Origin of the sequence: Psychrobacter sp. NPDC078409 (genome assembly GCF_050268505.1) — a bacterium.
In the GTDB taxonomy this organism is placed as follows: Bacteria; Pseudomonadota; Gammaproteobacteria; order Pseudomonadales; family Moraxellaceae; genus Psychrobacter.
The window spans coordinates 151588-168152 of sequence record NZ_JBNNGW010000003.1; the positions used below are offsets into that span (position 1 = coordinate 151588).

Here is a 16565-nt window from a genome sequence, read left to right on the forward strand (position 1 = left end):
CTCAGAAGCGATTGGATGAGTTTAAGTCTTAGTAAGAAAACATCTCAACTATCTTAGAACGTTGAGGTGTTTTTTTATGTGCTGTCTAAATGCTCTATAAAGAGTGAAATAAAAAAGCCACCTATATAATCAGGCGGCTTTTAATACATAGTCATAAAATAGAATGCTGAGAGCTTAAGTAGTCTTAGGCTTCCATATGCTTAATAATCGCCTTACCAAACTCAGAAGTACTCAGTAAGGTAGCATCTGGCATCAGACGCTCAAAATCATAGGTGACTGTCTTATTGGCAATCGCCCCTTGGATACCGCTAATGACAAGATCAGCTGCTTCCGTCCAGCCCATATCACGAAGCATCATCTCAGCAGACAATATCAGTGAGCCTGGATTTACTTTATTCTGACCAGCGTACTTGGGCGCAGTACCGTGCGTCGCTTCATAAACAGCGATCGCGCCGCCTTTATTTGCACCAGGCGCGATACCAATACCGCCTACTTCAGCGGCCAATGCATCAGAGATATAGTCACCGTTCAGATTAAGCGTTGCTACTACAGAATAATCTGCAGGACGCATCAAAATCTGCTGCAAAAACGCATCAGCGATGACGTCTTTAATAATAATATCGTTACCTGTTTTTGGATTTTTCATGGTCATCCATGGACCGCCATCTAATAACTCTGCACCAAAACGCTCTGCTGCTAGCTCATAGCCCCAATCCTTAAACGCGCCTTCAGTAAACTTCATGATATTGCCTTTGTGCACTAGGGTCACATTTGGCAAATCATTATCAATGGCATGCTGAATCGCTTTTCGTACTAAGCGCTGTGAACCTTCTTTTGAAACAGGCTTGATACCGATGCCGCAGTCTTCAGGGAAGCGAATACTGGTCACACCCATCTCATCTCTTAAAAAATTGATAACTTTTTTGGCATCATCACTGCCCGCTTTCCACTCGATACCCGTGTAGATGTCTTCTGTGTTTTCACGAAAGATAACCATATTAGTCAGTTCTGGATGCTGCACTGGACTTGGCACGCCTTCAAACCAACGTACGGGGCGTTGGCAGACATACAGGTCAAGGTTTTGGCGTACCGCAACGTTTAACGAACTAAAGCCGCCACCCACTGGTGTGGTCAATGGACCCTTGATACTAATGACGTAGTCTTTTAGAATCTCTAGTGTCTCGCTTGGCAAATAGTCGCCGTCATATACTTTCGCTGCTTTTTCACCAAGATAAGTCTCCATCCAAATGATAGACTTCTTGCCGTGATACGCTTTATCAACCGCAGCATTGACTACTTTTATCATAACAGGCGTGATATCTACGCCGATCCCATCACCTTCCACAAACGGAATAATCGGATGATTGGGAACATTTAATGTTAAATCTGCGTTTACGGTCACTTTTTCGCCGTCTCTTGGCACGATAACCTTATCATATGACATAGATGATACTCCTTGGTTGTATGTTGGACGTCGCAAGCGAACTAGACACTTTGTTATGCTAACCGTTTTATTATAGTTGTAACGCTCTGGGCGCTTATCGGTTAAGCAAAGCTTTGATGAGTACGACACTTGCGGCATTGATTTGAACAATGTTAAAAGTAGCTTTAAGCTAAAAAAATTAAAATAAAGATCCAAATAATGATTGTCGCTTGCAGATAGTGGATATTTCTCTATTAAAAATATAAATACCACTATCGGAATGCGGATTTAGGATAACAGCAAATTTATACAAGCGCTGTCCTACTTTTGTAGCAGGTCATGTAGCATACAGCACATTAAATATGTCGCCTTTAGTCTTGTCGCTTAATACTAGCTCTGCATCACAAAACATACGCTACAATGATTCATTGTCCATCAAAAACTAGGAAACACCTTTTTATGTCTACTTCTAGTCTCATCTTATTCAATAAGCCTTACGGCGTGCAAAGTCAGTTTAGAGATGACAGTAATAACGACCACGCCACCCTATCGCAATACTTTACCGATAAGGCTTTGCGAGTTGCTGGTAGGCTAGATGCCACTTCGGAGGGCTTGCTGATTTTGACCGATGATGGTCGCGTTAATAAAGCAATTACTCATCCGCCAAAAGCCAATGCAGGGCGCAAACAAGGTAAAACTTATTTAGTACAAGTAGAAGGAACGCCTACTGCTGAGCAACTCAATAAGCTCAAACGTGGCGTGGTTTTAAAAGATGGTAAAACGCTACCTGCTGAGGTCAAACACGTCAGTGAAGATGAGCTACCGATGGTACTCTGGCAACGTAGTCCACCAATACGTGAGCGTAAAAGCGTACCGGACTCATGGCTAATGCTGACAATATATGAAGGTAAAAATCGCCAAGTCAGACGTATGACAGCGCACGTCGGTCTACCTTGTCTGCGTTTAATACGTTGGTCAGTGGCAGGATTTGAGCTAGGTGAGTTAGCTGTTGGGGATTTTGTACGCGTTCATCTAACTAGCGAACACTGTCGTCAGCTAGGTATTTCTAGCTAGTTTAGATAGTTTTAAGCTTAGATATTGTTGATTAATTCACACTGTTTGGCTATTTAGCCACGAATATAAAGCTTCAATATTAATATATTACGACCTGTTAAACGTAGTGTCTCGAATGGGTAAGGTTTATCTGCTAACATTCAGCACGTAATTGATTATGTATAATAAGTATTATCCATTTATCGTTTGGTTTTTTTTATAATAGGGATATGTCATGATTGCTTCTCGTCGTTTTCTTTCGTTGGTCACTAGCATTTCTGCAGCGCTTGTATTGAGCGCCTGTCAGCCAACGACAGAGGACAACCAATCAAATCCTGCAGAAGAAACCTCACCGCCAGTGACTGATATGCCACATGCTGAGCATGACGATATGGCAGACGATACTCTAACAAATGACAGCGATAATAATGTCATTGATGAGTCTCAAATGAACGATATGCTCAGAGACTATACGAGATCGATGACTAGAATGCATGACGAGATGATGATTGGGATGGGTTATAACGATCCTGATACCGCTTTTGCTAAAGGCATGTTGGGACATCATCGCGGCGCGGTAGAGATGGCAAAAATAGAGCTCAAATATGGTACTGACGAAGCGATGCGCCAACTTGCTCAAGATGTCATCACAGCACAGCAAGCTGAAATCGATGTCTTAAACAAGTGGCTAGCTAGCCATCCTGATGCTGCCAAACCTAAGCCAAATACTATGGCGATGCAGCAAGCATATGCTAAGAGTATGGAAAACATGCATGGCGAAATGACTTTGGGTGTGGCTGATCCCGTACCTGATATGGCATTTGCACGCGGCATGCTACCGCATCATATTGCCGCTGTTGATATGGTAAAAGTTCAGCTCGAATATGGGACAGATGAAGAGATGCGTCAGTTGGCGCAAGACGTCATTGATAACCAGCAAACTGAAATTGATATGATGAAAAACTGGATTGCTGCGCTTGAGGCTGCAAGTAGCAACGATGACGATAGCTCTGTAGATGAAAATATTGAGCCTAAAACTACCGATAATAAGAACCTAGATAGCCCAGATAATAAAGCTAAAGAGCAGTAATCTTATACGTCACCAATCACTGATTGTTTAATCACTTAGGTTGCTTAGGCATATCAACAATATTATAGATTATAAAAAACCCTCTTCTAAGCATGAATGCTCGGAAGAGGGTTTTTTATATGGAAGGGTTTTTCGTATGGAAAGGTATTTTATATAACATTGAGCCATGTCTCCCAACCTGCCTCACCTTTTAATTGCTCATTATCATTCTCTAAAGTCTTATCTCCTTTTGCTAAGCGTAGGCTTACTTTATGAGGAGGTACTGCTCCAGTCATGCCAGTTGTCTCATCTCGCGGCTTAACTTTAGTTGTCGTTTCGGGTTGAACCTGAACACACATTAGCTCATCACGGCGGAATAAATAGCATTCAACAGGATGCGCTATATTAACCAAGACGGTAAGTTGTTTCGTATCCGCTTTGATGCCGTCAATCGCGATAATAACGTCATGTGCTGAAATACCAGCTCTAGCGGCAATACTATCTCGCATCACGCGATTTACCTTGAGTCCAGCCGGCGTTTCGTTACATCGCATACCCCAAGGCACATGCTTGTCAGCCGTTTCTTTAGTATTCGCCTGTATTTTGACGCCGTTTGCAATTAGCAACGCTTCAATTGGCAGCTCTTCTACCCCATTGACATAACGGCGTTCAAAATCTTCCCACTCTGCTAGCGGCATAAACTGCCCAATGACTGAGCCCATGTCAGCACTACTGATACCAATTCGCTTACTGTCGTTCTGCTTGGCTTGAGTATAAAAAGCTTTGACCACATCAAACAGACGATAACGACCATCACTATGCTTGAGTAAGATTAGATCCAGACATAGAGCCACCAACGCCCCTTTATTATAGTAGCTGATACCTGCATTGCCTGTATTTTCATCAGTACGATACAGCTTAATCCAAGCATCAAAGCTCGACTCTGCCACGCTTTGATTACCGCGCCCTGGGGTCTGATAATAGCGATTGATTTGCTCGGCTAGCAGTCGCAGATAATTGGCTTTATCAATCACGCCTGACGCTTGCAACATAAAGTCATCGATATAAGACGTAAACCCTTCGAACACCCAAAGTAATGGCGTAAATGCTTCACGACGCAAATCGACATCGATCATGACATCAGGACGTACCGTCTTCACCCACCATGAATGAAAATACTCGTGACTGCACAAGCCTAAAAACCGCTGATAATCTGTACTTGGTAGCTTTGGCTCATTAGTGCTGGGTAAGTCATTACGCGGGGTGATAAGGCTAGTAGAGTTGATATGCTCAAGCCCACCATAGTCTTGACCACTTGCAAAGGTCATAAAGGTATAATCGTCAAATGGCGCATCGCCTAACCAATTTACGTAGGTCTGACAAATTTGAGTAATATCCTGCTGCAATCGACCTAGATTGGCATTCTGCTTACCTGACAGGTAAAAGCTATGATGTAGCGTCTGGTGCTCATTATCATGAATAATAAAATCAAACTTTTCTTGTTCTGCGATTTCGAATGGATAATCAATCAGCTCGTGATAATTCGCTGCCTGTAACTTGTAAAGGTGCTGACTATTCGCTTGCTGACTGCCTTTTTGCTGCTGATCAACATGCAGGTGCGTAGCGTCCAACCCACAAGCCAACAGTAATTTGCTACTTTCTTTGTCTGCAAAAAATGTCTCAGGCACAATCAAGCTAACGTGAACAGGTGTTTGCTCTTGCCCTTCGACGGCGAGCGCAAGTGAGGTGAAATTGCCATAAAGGCGTTGCTGATCGACATAGGCTGTACGCACGGACAAGTCATAGCAATAGACTTCGTACTCGACGATGACCCTCTGCCCTGCTTGCGCCGCTGGCAGCTGCCATGTATTTTTGTCTATTTTTTGCGCGCGATAAGTCGCTGGTTGCTTGTCACTATCCGCTATTTGAGCCTCTACTACTTGATAATGTACCGCAGTGATGTTTCGAGCAAACTCGCGCATCAGATAACTACCTGGTATCCACGCTGGTAACCAAAGCTGCGGCGCATCGGATACTGCTGTAAAACTCAATGACACATCGACCAAATGCTCGTAGAAACGGGCAAAAGCAAATTGATAGCTTATATCAACTATCGTTTTAGCCTTAGTATCATCATGATTGGTTGAAACATTGTTTGCTAGTTGTTTAGTAGTGGTATTGGCAAATGCAGTCATCGTGTCTCTCATCCTTATTTTTATAATTATGCTAGAAGTCCTACTCTAAAAAAGCAACTCCTAAACCATGAATAGCCAATAGCTATGCATTAACTATAGAAAATAGCAGTTATTATTGTAAATTGTGGCATTAATTGGCATTTTTTATGTTTTTTGCCTTGAAAGTTATGTGGGCCATCTCAATTAAAGATGCTAACTGCTAAAGTTACTTTAATAAACTGATGATAATTGACTAATGACGTGGCCTTTTGGCTTGCAGATTGGCTTTTTTAGGTTTATTGCAACCGTATTTAATTTTTTACATAGATATATTTAGGATATTTTATGACTACTATCGCAAAAGACACTGCCGTCAAATTCAATTACACACTAAAAGACGACGAAGGCAATATCCTTGACCAGTCACCAGAAGGTCAGCCACTTGCTTATCTACATGGTCACAGCAACATTATCCCAGGCCTAGAAGCACAATTAGAAGGTAAGTCTGCTGGCGAAAAAGTTAATGCAGTCGTTGAACCTGCTGATGGCTACGGCGAATACCAAGAGCAAGCAGTACAGCACGTACCACGTGACAACTTCCAAGGCGTTGATGACATTCAGCCTGGTATGCAGTTCCAGTCAGAAGCTGGTGGCCAAGTAATGTTAGTTACCGTAACTGCTGTAAACGATCAAGAAGTTACTGTTGATGCAAACCATCCATTGGCTGGCAAGCGTTTGACATTTGATGTTGAAATCCAAGAAGTACGTGCAGCAACTGAAGACGAACTAAACCATGGCCATGTACATGGTGCAGGTGGCGTTGAGCACTAATCTCTTCTAGAGTATAGTGAAAATAGTTAGATGATAAATTATTAAATTTATTCTCTAATATAAAAGGCCAGTAGCTGATAAGGTTACTGGCCTTTTTTATACTTATTTCATAGTAAGTTTCGAATTAATGTAGATGTGCTCATCTATAAACTGAATGCTAATTCCATATACATTGCTGCTCAACTTGAATATACCTACTTAAAAATCCGCCAGAAAAATTATTAATATCCAAACGTAACAAAGCCGCATAACGACAAGCGTCATGCGGCTTTTATTACCAACCATCCATGTTAGCGTTACGTGATACCTAATCCCGGGGCATCTCATAACTGACAGGCATCCAGCCTTATCATCCTTAATCAGCAAACTACTTATCCCTAGTGCGACCTTTAAGATACCAATCCCTAGTATCAATGAACCGTTTCGTTCAATCGTGCCGTACAGTTATAGTCGCAGATTGACCCTTCGTTGGTAAGAGGTCTAAACGTCAATCTATGTAAGCATATGCTTACATAGATTACGTAACGCTATAATAACTTCACATTATAGCTTCTCTTCAGGGCTAAGCATTGTCTTAGGTTCCGCGCTGAGCATAAGGTAAGCTGCCTCATTAATGAACGCTTCATCCTCTGGTAGCTCTGGACGTTCAGCGACTTTCATACGGCTACGTTCTTCAAACTTTGCGTCCATCGCTGCTTGATAAGTATTCCAGTTAGAGTATGGACGCTCGCCAGTTGCGATAAGGCGCTTGTTTTCTGCTTCTAATGAGCGTTTCTCAATTAGCTGCATTTTGGCTCGGCGGCTATTGATATCTAATCGAACAGGTTTCTTTTCATCATCCATGTTACGAATATCATTTAGTGTCGACAGATAAGTAAATTGTGGGTTTTTTTGTTGGCGAATCTTAGACTGCTGATTGAGCGTCGCCAATGTATCACTGGTAAACTTCCCTTCAGGCTTATACGGCGCCGTTCTGATAGTGTCCCAAGGTAATGCTTTTTTCTGAGCGCGCTCGCCAAAGGTTGCATCATCATAGATATTGACTAGCTCAACGTCCGGCACGACACCTTTATTTTGCGTACTACCGCCAGTGACACGATAAAATTTACGCTGAGTTAAGGTGGCAGAACCCAAGGCTAAGCTATCGAGCTGAATCTGCGCCGAGCCTTTACCAGTTGTCGTACTACCAACCACTAATCCGCGACCATAGTCTTGAATGGCAGCGGCAAAGATTTCACTAGCTGAGGCCGATGCTAAATTGGTAATGACCGCCATTTTGCCATCATACAGCTGCTCGCCGCCATCGTTGTCGCGATACACTTGAATATTGCCACGATTATCACGAATCTGTACCAGTGGTCCACTCTTAATAAAGAAACCTAACATCTTGGCAACTTCATCTAATGAGCCACCAGGGTTATTGCGCAAATCAACCACTAGACCATCGATATTTTGTTTATTCAACTCTTTTAACGCTTTTTCAGTATCGATACTGACGCTACGGTAGTCTTCACCATTACGACGTGCACGATAGTTTAGATAAAAGCTCGGTATCTCAAGTACGCCAATACGTTTTGGTGTCTTATCAATATTAGGACGCTGCACTTCTACCACTCGCTGAGTGACACCTGACTCTTCTTGCTGAATAATATCACGTACTACTGTGACTGTACGGGCGCTAGCATCCGGCGTGTTAGGTTGACGTAATTTCAACGTAACCGATGTACCGCGTTTACCGCGAATCAAGCTGACAATTTCACGTGTTGACCAACCAACCACGTCCGTCATGGTTTCGCCATCTTTTGCGATACCAACGATCAAATCATTGGGCTTGATTTGACCCGACTTAGCGGCTGGACCACCATCGACCAAAGTCACAATACGGGTATAGTCCGGATTTTTGCGATCTGGACGAATAGAGACACCAATACCTTCTAGCTGAAGGCTCGACTGGATTTGCAATTCAGTCGCTTGAATCGGTGCATAGTAATTACTGTGCGGGTCATAAGTGAGCATCGCCGTATTTAAGATGGTTTCCATGATTTCATCATCTTTGAGACGCTTAAACTGCTCTTGTTGACGTGATAAACGATTTTGCAAAATCTCATTTGGCGTACGCTCATCGTTACGTACCAAGTCTTGTCCGCGAGTGATATCTGGGTTGCTTAAAAATACTTTCTCTTTGGCTTTTTCGTCTTCTTGACCCAGCGTAATGCTCATCAACTGAAACTTTAGCTGACGTTCCCAGTAATCACGCTGCTCTTTTTTGGTTTTAAAATGGCCTAGTTTTTCGCGATCAAGAATGATTGTGTCGTTACCTGTCAGATCAATGTCTGTTTTGAGCATCTTGGTTGCCATCGCAAAGTACTCGTTTGAGCGTTTGCGGTAACGATCATACACCTCTACCCCTGCAGATAGATCACCTTGTTTTAGGCGAGCACCAAAGTCTTCAGCGTGTTTTTTCTTCAGCTCATCAACATCGGATTGCAAAAACAACGTATGGTTTGGGTCAAGGCTATCGATATACATTGATAGGATTTCGCTACCAGTCTTGCTATCTAAAGGCTGATTAAGATAATGACTGCGATCCAGCAAGGCGGCTACTTGACGTGTGGTGACCTTTTGCTCAGGGGTCTGAACAAAACTTCCCGTATTGGTCTCGGCGACTGCAGTACCGTAGCTTTGGGTTAAGATAATACCGGCGATGCCCACTGACGCTGCACTGAGTAACCACTGTGCTGGTTGTTTTTTCATCATATGTACCTAGTTATTTGAAGTTAATAGTATTGGGTAATTCATCAGAATTAGAAATGCTCGAATCTGTTATGACCTATAAATGCTGTGTTTTTTATTCTTATACTTTATGCATCATTAAATACTGATATATAGTCAAAAATCAATCAATATTATCACGCGCATAAATACTGAACTGTCTCAAACTGTATAAGCAATCTTACACGCTACACCTGTACATACCAAACTTTCTATCACTTTTATCATACATAATAATTGAGGGCTATTAACATCGATTTAATGACTGAATCTACTGGTTATTAGCAAATTGATTTGACCCCAATAATCTGCCACATTATGCTCAGTTAATAATAACTGTCATAATAAGATAGCCATAGATAATCATTCACCCTCATAATATAACTATATATAAAATAATAAGGAATACGCGATGTACGGCGTTTTAATGATAGATATCGATAGTACCGCTTTGACCGCTGAAGATTTCAGCTTGATTAAACAAGCACAGGTCGGCGGAGTAATATTGTTTGGTCGTAACGTCACAGATGCAGCCCAAGTCAGAGCACTATGCGACGATATACGTTATCACAATCAAGACATACTTATCGGTGTGGACCAAGAAGGTGGACGAGTCGCGAGGCTGCGTGAAGGCTTCACGCCCCTACCTGCTATGGGTCGACTGGGTAAGCTATTCAATCAAGACCCAAGTCAAGCACTTAGCTGCGCCTACGATTGCGGTTATCTAATGGCAGCTGAAGTGCTGGCTGTAGGAATTGATTTAAGCTTTGCGCCCGTACTGGATAGAGATGGTATTAGCCAAGTCATCGGTGATCGCAGCTTTCATCATGAGCCGCAAGCCATCACTGCGCTTGCAACACAGTTTATGCGCGGAATGAAAGCGGCTGGTATGGCAACCACTGGTAAACACTTCCCCGGTCATGGAGCCATTGCTCCTGACTCGCACGTATCAGAAGCCATCGATACGCGTAGCTTAGATGAAATCATCAATAGTGATATGCAACCTTTTGCTCAAACGCTACATAGTCTAGACGCTCTTATGCCAGCACATGTGATATTTTCGCAGGTAGACGACAAGCCAGCAGGGTTCTCCAAAATTTGGCTACAGGATATCATTCGAGATGAGCTTAAATTTGACGGGGTACTTTTTTCTGATGATTTATCGATGGCAGGTGCAAAGGCGGCTGGTGATGTCAGTGCTCGCGTAAAAGCGGCAATTGATGCTGGTTGTGATATTGCTCTCGTATGCAACGACCGTGTGGCTGCTCATGAAGCTGCTAAAGCTGCGCAAGATTTGCCTTACCCTAACCAGCAGCGTATCAAAACCATGCGCGGCAATATCCCAACATGGCAAGGCAATCTTGAATCTACCTGCCAGCAGTTTGAATATTGGCAGCAAGCCAAGCAAAATGTTACTCAGACTTTTTTTAGTGCGCAAGCTGATGGTCAGACTGCTAAGGAATCAACAGATCCTACTCTGTATAAATAATAGCTTACTTCACTATCATCGAGCAGCATACAAAAAACCGCACCTTTATAAGATGCGGTTTTTGTCATTTAACTACTACTGCGTAGCTATAATCAAAATAAGAACAAATAGATTAATTGCTTGGGTCTACCGCAGTACCTTGGGTAGCATCATCGCCATCTGGTAACAAATCATCATTATTACTATCTAATGGGTTCATATCTGGATCTAGCGAATCACTGTTTATCATCATGCCATCATTTGCGCTGACCATTTCGTCATTGACCATAAACTCAATACGGCGATTGCGGAAGCGACCTTGTTCGGTTGAATTATCTGCGATTGGTTCTGATTCGCCTAAGCCTTTGGTCGTTAGTTTACTGGCATCAACCCCTTTAGATACTAGATACGCTTTCACTGACTCAGCACGCTCCTGAGACAGCTCCATATTATAGGTATCAGAAGCTTGACTGTCTGTATGACCGACGATCATCAGCTTCATATCAGGTACGTTATTGATGATTTCTGCAGCACGGTCTAGCAACGCTTTATTGACTTCAGGTATAACCGCTTCATCTACTTGGAAGTTAATCACCTGAATACTCAAAGCGCGAGCAACATCACGTGGATCTGGGTTTTCATCCAGATTGGTCATCGCCACATCTGCAGCAGCCAGACTGTCATCAATCTCGCCTTGTAAATCTAATGGACCTTCAGCTTGAACCGTCATAGCAGGAGCAGCTGCTTGTAAATCAGCAACCAACTTGTCCAATGCAGCTTTATCAGGAGCGTTGACAGTAATATTATCGCCTTTGATAATCATGCTCGCATTCGGTACATTTTTGATAATTGGTAATATCGTTGCCAACTGAGCAGATGCTGGCATATCTACTGCAAAATTATCATCAACGTCAGCACGGCATTTATTGGCTTCATCACCAAATGCACCAGTCAAAGCATTCATAACATTGGTTTGTAATGTCTCATCACCTACGCTCATACGACAAGCATACAGCTCGCTATTTTCACCAGTTGCGATACTCAGTGTTGCAGGCTCAATTGCGCCTGCAACCGCTAGTGCCTCATTACCTTGTGCCCCTTGCTGCACTGTAGCCGCTGGCGTTGCTACAGGCTCAGGGTTTTCTTGACAGCCTCTGAGTAGTGCCCAAGCCAATGCACCCAAGATAATCAAACCAATAATAGGTAGCAGTGCTTTCATAAAGCTCTCTTTTGGCTCTTCTTCTTTTTGTAGTGGCGCTGTACTGGTAGTATCAGAAATTGGTGTACTAGCCGTAGTAGAAGTGGCAGCGACTGCACTAGCAGGCAAAACAGTACCCGCCCATGCAGGGATATGATGCTGGTAACTGTTCAGATGGTCATTCAAAAATTGCGGAACAGGCGTAGTACCAGCTAAACTTTTGATTTCATGAAAAGCTAATGGCGCTGCCATCGCAATTAGACCGCGTGAAGCGGTTGCATCGACATTGTGTTTGCCTGCCAATTCGCGAGAAATTTGGTCGCGGTGTGCTCCTTCTGTCCATACACGGTCATAAAAAGCATTGTCATCACGGGCAATGTTTTCATTGGCAAAGCGGCTAAAAGTATCATTGTCTGCAAGACGAGCAGCAAAAATGGCATAAAACTGCTCTAATAGATTTTTCTTAGCTGGGCTACGGTCATCTTCCAATACGGCTGGGCTGACGGTGCGTGTCAAATGGCTAATAATATCCATAATATGGCTCTCCCCTTAATTTTTATTTATATCATTTGTTCGCTCAAAGAGCAGCTATATCATTCTTTTGTATTCAATCATTATAGTATTAGATAGTCATGGTAGCGATAAATCCATCAAACTACTTTATTTGGCTTTGATTATTATAAAATTCTTAAGCTGCTATTCACAGTCTGTGCGTTGTTGTGCAAATGATACAGTAAGTAATGTTTCGGTTGGCACACGTAACTGTAGCTAAATTACATGAAAAGATAGGCCATATAAAAAGACACGCCCTATGAAACAGCGTGCCTTATAAAAACTATCTAACTTGAGCTGGTTCAGCAACGATGACTGTGTTTGCCATCTCATCCACTTCTGAAGGTGAAAAAGGGCCGGGCGGTCTAGTCGTTTGATTATTCGAAGGAAAGTTGTTGGGAATATTACTTGCGCCATTGGTAGGCAGATTGTTGGGCGCATTATTAAAACTATTATTATTGTTAGGCAAAGGAGTTGGTATCACACGATCTCCAGTATCATCATCTGATGCTTGGTATTCGCCAGAGTTACTATTTACCCCATTATTATTGTATTGATTATTAATCCCCGCCCCATCATCTACAAACTGATTATTTGCGTTTGCCATGTTGTTCGTAGCATCACCAATGTTGCTATTATCAGGCAACGGCAGTGGCGCTGTACTCTCGACTACCATCGCTGGTACTAAGCTTCGTATTTCTGTGACCAGTTTTTGTAGCAGCATATTGTCTGGCGCCTCTAGTATGAGACGGTCATTTTGCACATGTAAACGTGCAAATGGTGTTGATCTAAGCATCGTCAATACATTGGGCAGTGTCTCCACAGGCATATTAGCGATTGAGGTTGCTACCCCATCCTGTATGTTTAATTCACAAATACTTGCCTGCTCGCCAAAGCTTGTATTAAGCGCTTGTTGCAACGTGCTTTGTAGCGCAGCATCGCCAACGGTCGCACTACAAGTGTACAAATTACCGCCGTTGTCTACACCGACAATAAGCTCAACAGGAGTCGTTGTTGGTACAGGAGGCACGGGTGCTGGCGGTGGTTCAACAGGTACTGTGGCCACAGGTTCTACTGGTATTTCATTATTGGGTTTCACTAACAATGCCCATGCTGCGAGTGCAAGCGCAGCCAAAGCTACTATTGATAAAAACACACGTATTAGTAGATCGTTTCGTTGATTACGAGTACGCACCTGTGCATGCTTTAAGTTACTGTTTTCTGCCAAATGGTAGGCTGCTGGATTGGCATGAATAGCATCGCTACTGGCAATCGTATCGTTATCTAACGCTTCAGTGCTTACGCGCTCAGCAGTTGATATTTGCTCTATATTTTCTGCATCATTGTTCGTTATTAGTGTGTCTATGCTAGCTATGCCAGTATCTAAAGAAGAATCATCTTGCCTATTCGATATGTCGTCACTTACTGGCACATGTACTGGTACATGGCCATCATCTGATTTGAAGCTTGTTTGTATTTGCTGATTTACACCTTGAGTAGCCGTGATCACAGCTGCTGACCAGATAGGTAAATATGGACGTAAAGCAGCCTGTTTATCTTGTAAAAATGCTGGCAAGAACTGCCCATTGGCCAATACTTTTAGCTCACGATATGCCAACGGCGCGGCACTAATTAGTAATTGTTCAGTTGTCTGTTCATCAATATGATGGGTAGCTGACAATTCTTGGATGATAGTCTTTTGCAGGCTTTTATCTTGCCATATTTGTTCAAATAGAGGGCTTTCATTATTGCTGCTAGTAATTACTTGATCAGTACGCAGCAACTGTGAGTAAACCTGTGGCACAGCTAGGCGCGCAGCCAAAACAGCATAAAACTGCTCAAGTAGACTGACATAGGCGACATTATTGCTGTCATCATTACCCATTACAGCTGGGGTTACCGTTTGTTCTAGCTGGTCAATAATGTTCATATTCCACTGCCTCTATCAGCCTTATTTGAATGTGCAAAATTAAGCACTTATTTTATTTTTATCCATGCCACTTGTGTATTTTGCTTCTTTGTCTAAAAGATTGATTGCAGCGCGGATGAATGAACACTACTCTCGTCTTTAACCTTGCTCCAAAAGTTTCACTTATGTTGCATGGTACACTGCTACATTATTCACTATAACCGCATAAAAAAGCATCGTTTTGTCACACAATAGGTATTTGCGTTATCGCAACTGCTGTTAGTATTAGTCTATTGCTTATGGTTAGTACTTAATACGGATCAGACGTCAAATTTATTTTTACTCAGCCCTAACGCTTAGGCTTTGAATATTGTCACTTGTAGCTTGTCATTTGTAACATTGTCACATATCAGGCACAGCCTAAGGATTTTCATTTGTTAAATCATACGACGCTTATTATCATTATTACCGTTATTGTCAGCTTATTAGCTTGGCAAAACAAGACACTATTTAATCGACTGATTTTCTATCCGCCAGCCGTCAACAATGGGCAATGGGATCGCTTTGTGACCCATGGTTTTATTCATGCTGATAGTATGCATCTGCTATTCAACATGTTTACTTTGTATTTCTTTGGGCGTGCTATTGAAGGACTGTATCAGCCGTTTTTATTTGGCTACGGTTTTGTAGTTTTTTATGTGTTGGCAATTATCGTTGCCATGATTCCAAGTTACGTGAAAAATAAGAACAACGCCAGTTATTTAAGTTTAGGCGCATCAGGCGGCGTATCGGCTGTGCTATTTGCTTTTATCCTTTTAGCACCGTGGGAAAGAATTTACCTCTTTGCCGTGATCCCTATTCCTGCAATACTCTTTGCCGTAGCTTATATATTTTATAGTATCTATGCTGATCGACGTGGTGGCTCAAATATCAATCACATGGCTCATATGTGGGGCGGCGCATTTGGCGTTATCGCTACGATTGTTTTGGAACCAAAAGTACTACCGCATTTTATCAATGCGTTGCTATCACCAGGATTTTAGACATTTTTACGTATAGTAAAGCTATCACTTAAAAGACAGCTATACTTTATAAACTCCATTTTGCGCAGGGTACACTTCTACATTTGAGATTTAGTAATACATTATGATTATAGATATTATCGGTGATATACATGGTTATGCAGACAAACTGGTCGGTCTGCTGCATCAGTTAAGATATGAGCATAACGGTCAGCACTTCGTGCCACCAACAGGTCACAGGGCCTTGTTCATCGGCGATTTGATCGATCGTGGTTCGCAGCAACTAGCTACGTTAGAGATTGTCTTTGCAATGCTAGATGCCGATGTGGCCGATGCAGTGATGGGCAATCATGAATATAATGCGTTGGCATATGCTACGCGCGATCCTGATAATACTAGCCAGTATTTACGTTCGCACAATGATATCCATAGACGCCAACACGAGGCATTTTTGGCAGAGATACCATTTGGCTCAGAGCAACATGAATATTGGTTGCAGCGTTTATATGAAATCCCATTATGGATCGAGACCGACTATGCGTGTTTTGTACATGCTTGCTGGGATACAGTTAGCATGGCGATACTAAAGCCCCTTCTGACTGACGATAACTGTCTGACTCCGGCAGGTCTAATCGAAACGGCTAAAGAAGATACCGTTGCCTTTGACGCTTTAGAGCGAGTGTTAAAAGGGGTTGAAACAGGCTTACCTGAAGGTATTGTGATGGTAGATAAAGAAGGTACCGAGCGTACACGCGTACGAGTACGCTGGTGGCTAGATGAGTTAAATACGCGTACCCTGCGTGAAGTGTCTCGTGCTCCATCGTCCGCATTGGCACAAATACCGCCTGATGCGTTAGCTGAAAATATTGAATTTGCGCTAAAAACTCATAAACCTGTGTTTGTCGGGCACTATTGGCTCACTGGCACACCTGAGCCACTCAGCCCGCAAGTTGCCTGTACTGACTACTCTGCTGCAGTGGATAGCGGCTATCTAACATGCTATCAACTGGATACCGAACATCCATTACCATTGACGGTCAATCACTTTGTTCAGCATTATCACGATGAAAAACATGTATAAAATCGTGATATCA

11 protein-coding genes are annotated in these 16565 nt (G+C 42.7%); 6 read left to right on the plus strand and 5 right to left on the minus strand.

Translation table 11 applies throughout. The annotated features are described in order from the left end of the window. Positions 1-184 precede the first annotated feature (184 nt). The gene (icd, locus tag ACQKC9_RS06640; RefSeq protein WP_179798194.1) at positions 185-1444 is read right to left on the minus strand and encodes an NADP-dependent isocitrate dehydrogenase; all 1260 of its coding nucleotides are present in this window, start codon (positions 1442-1444) and stop codon (positions 185-187) included. A 438-nt stretch (positions 1445-1882) separates the two neighbouring features. Here icd and ACQKC9_RS06645 point away from each other — a divergent pair, with 438 nt between their 5' ends. Continuing rightward, entirely contained in the window at positions 1883-2497 is a 615-nt protein-coding gene (locus ACQKC9_RS06645) for a pseudouridine synthase (protein WP_427621061.1), read from the plus strand. Positions 2498-2711: 214 nt separating this feature from the next. Beyond that, a complete protein-coding gene (gene copM, locus ACQKC9_RS06650; RefSeq protein ID WP_427621062.1) occupies positions 2712-3566 on the plus strand; it encodes a CopM family metallochaperone in 855 nt (284 codons plus the stop codon). A gap of 149 nt (positions 3567-3715) precedes the next feature. Here copM and ACQKC9_RS06655 read toward each other — a convergent pair whose 3' ends face one another. Then, positions 3716-5740: a M61 family metallopeptidase gene (locus ACQKC9_RS06655; RefSeq protein WP_427621064.1), complete on the minus strand. Its 2025-nt coding sequence runs from the start codon at positions 5738-5740 to the stop codon at positions 3716-3718. Between the two features lie 324 nt (positions 5741-6064). Here ACQKC9_RS06655 and ACQKC9_RS06660 point away from each other — a divergent pair, with 324 nt between their 5' ends. Beyond that, positions 6065-6550 (plus strand): FKBP-type peptidyl-prolyl cis-trans isomerase, encoded by a 486-nt coding sequence (locus ACQKC9_RS06660; RefSeq protein ID WP_057758283.1) that lies wholly within the window; start codon positions 6065-6067, stop codon positions 6548-6550. Positions 6551-7093: 543 nt separating this feature from the next. Here ACQKC9_RS06660 and ACQKC9_RS06665 read toward each other — a convergent pair. Next, on the minus strand, positions 7094-9304 hold the full coding sequence (locus tag ACQKC9_RS06665; protein WP_427621066.1) for a carboxy terminal-processing peptidase: 2211 nt from the start codon (positions 9302-9304) through the stop codon (positions 7094-7096). A gap of 430 nt (positions 9305-9734) precedes the next feature. On the opposite strand from ACQKC9_RS06665, the gene nagZ reads away from it, so the two are divergent. Next, positions 9735-10811, plus strand: a complete 1077-nt coding sequence (gene nagZ / locus ACQKC9_RS06670) for a beta-N-acetylhexosaminidase (RefSeq protein ID WP_427621067.1) — start codon at positions 9735-9737, stop codon at positions 10809-10811. 112 nt (positions 10812-10923) lie between these two features. Here nagZ and ACQKC9_RS06675 read toward each other — a convergent pair whose 3' ends face one another. Continuing rightward, a complete protein-coding gene (locus ACQKC9_RS06675) occupies positions 10924-12522 on the minus strand; it encodes an OmpA family protein (protein ID WP_427621068.1) in 1599 nt (532 codons plus the stop codon). A 301-nt stretch (positions 12523-12823) separates the two neighbouring features. Then, on the minus strand, positions 12824-14470 hold the full coding sequence (locus ACQKC9_RS06680) for a hypothetical protein (RefSeq protein ID WP_427621069.1): 1647 nt from the start codon (positions 14468-14470) through the stop codon (positions 12824-12826). Positions 14471-14883: 413 nt separating this feature from the next. Between ACQKC9_RS06680 and ACQKC9_RS06685 the strand changes: the two genes are divergently transcribed. Both ACQKC9_RS06685 and ACQKC9_RS06690 read left to right on the plus strand, forming a co-directional pair. After that, positions 14884-15492, plus strand: a complete 609-nt coding sequence (locus ACQKC9_RS06685) for a rhomboid family intramembrane serine protease (protein WP_165598370.1) — start codon at positions 14884-14886, stop codon at positions 15490-15492. Between the two features lie 103 nt (positions 15493-15595). Beyond that, positions 15596-16552 (plus strand): metallophosphoesterase, encoded by a 957-nt coding sequence (locus ACQKC9_RS06690; RefSeq protein WP_427621070.1) that lies wholly within the window; start codon positions 15596-15598, stop codon positions 16550-16552. The last annotated feature ends 13 nt before the right edge of the window (positions 16553-16565 follow it).

What these genes read in the sequence shown, in the direction of transcription:
- ACQKC9_RS06660 (WP_057758283.1), top strand. Translation starts at nt 6,065, where the DNA reads ATGACTACTATCGCAAAAGACACTGCCGTCAAATTCAATTACACACTA.
- ACQKC9_RS06665 (WP_427621066.1), bottom strand. Translation starts at nt 9,304, where the DNA reads ATGAAAAAACAACCAGCACAGTGGTTACTCAGTGCAGCGTCAGTGGGC.
- copM (WP_427621062.1), top strand. Translation starts at nt 2,712, where the DNA reads ATGATTGCTTCTCGTCGTTTTCTTTCGTTGGTCACTAGCATTTCTGCA.
- ACQKC9_RS06680 (WP_427621069.1), bottom strand. Translation starts at nt 14,470, where the DNA reads ATGAACATTATTGACCAGCTAGAACAAACGGTAACCCCAGCTGTAATG.
- icd (WP_179798194.1), bottom strand. Translation starts at nt 1,444, where the DNA reads ATGTCATATGATAAGGTTATCGTGCCAAGAGACGGCGAAAAAGTGACC.
- ACQKC9_RS06655 (WP_427621064.1), bottom strand. Translation starts at nt 5,740, where the DNA reads ATGACTGCATTTGCCAATACCACTACTAAACAACTAGCAAACAATGTT.
- ACQKC9_RS06675 (WP_427621068.1), bottom strand. Translation starts at nt 12,522, where the DNA reads ATGGATATTATTAGCCATTTGACACGCACCGTCAGCCCAGCCGTATTG.
- ACQKC9_RS06690 (WP_427621070.1), top strand. Translation starts at nt 15,596, where the DNA reads ATGATTATAGATATTATCGGTGATATACATGGTTATGCAGACAAACTG.
- nagZ (WP_427621067.1), top strand. Translation starts at nt 9,735, where the DNA reads ATGTACGGCGTTTTAATGATAGATATCGATAGTACCGCTTTGACCGCT.
- ACQKC9_RS06645 (WP_427621061.1), top strand. Translation starts at nt 1,883, where the DNA reads ATGTCTACTTCTAGTCTCATCTTATTCAATAAGCCTTACGGCGTGCAA.